Below are 1,164 nucleotides of genomic sequence, written 5' to 3' on the forward strand. Positions count from 1 at the left end.
CATCCACCTCATCCGGGACAACGACCACTTCCTCATGCAATCATTTCTCGATAATGGTTTCCGAGGGAAGACACTACACCAGCTTAACGAGTGCAGAATGTACCTTCGGGCAATTACCCTGGCCGACGTCACCAACGCCACCGGTGACTACCTTCTCCACTTGGCCTTAACTGGGAAGCGCAGCTCAGTCTGGCACAACTACAATTGGCCAAGAGACCCACCCCATATCCCCACAGGCCAATGGACCACCTGGCGAAACGCCCTACGAACCTGTTTCTCCAACCCCTACGAAACCACTACCAAGCTCCTACAACCACTGGGAACCCTCCTCCAGCCTACACCAACTACATGGCCCTGGCACTACCACGTCACCTCAGGAACCCTCTATGAGTACACCGGCGACACGTGGCGTACCTACCAAGACCCACCTCGCCCAACACGGACAGTCTCCACCCAAGGTACACGCATGCTCCCATCCGCGAACAGCGCGCAACTCCCACCCCACTGTCGCCCCGCTACAGCATATCGAACCCCCACAGGAAATGCCTTCTTCACCGGCGCCATCCAAGCAGCCCACCTTCATTCACCGTCCACAGAGTCTCACGACAATAGCCTGGAAAGCCACCGCAACCAACTACACCCTGCCTCCCAATGGACCATTGCTCACTGGGACCTCCCACCGGACCAAGGACTTGCCATCTCCGCAGCCATCATCAACGGCACAGCCAAAGCAGTCAGCGACGGCTCCTACAAATCCGGACATAGCACAGCAGGATTCATCCTTCTCGGCTCCAACAAGGAACAGGAACTGGAAGGCGTCAACACCACCCCCGGTGCCACACTCGAACAAAGTGCCTACCGGGCCGAACTCTCTGGAGTCGCAGGAATCGCCTCCGCTCTCTCATGCCTATGCAAAACACATGACATCACAGCAGGTACCATCACTATTGGACTGGACGGCGAGAAAGCCTTATATGCCCTTGCCAAAACTGCCACACCTCTACCCACCGACGCCTCCTTCGACCTCATCATGGACACAAGACACAACCTAGCCAATCTCCCCATCACCATCAAATGGAACTGGATCAAGGGTCACCAAGACAAGAAGACCCCCAAACACCTCCTCGACGAATGGGCCCAACTCAACATTCGTATGGACAAGAA

At 56.1% G+C, this 1,164-nt stretch carries 1 protein-coding gene; it reads left to right on the plus strand.

What is annotated here, in order from left to right:
* Positions 1-466: 466 nt before the first annotated feature.
* A partial coding sequence (locus tag V6D20_01275) for a hypothetical protein (GenBank protein HEY9814429.1) occupies positions 467-1,164 on the plus strand: 698 nt, incomplete at its 3' end.

The sequence above is a fragment of the Candidatus Obscuribacterales bacterium genome, assembly GCA_036703605.1.
GTDB lineage: Bacteria > Cyanobacteriota > Cyanobacteriia > RECH01 > RECH01 > RECH01.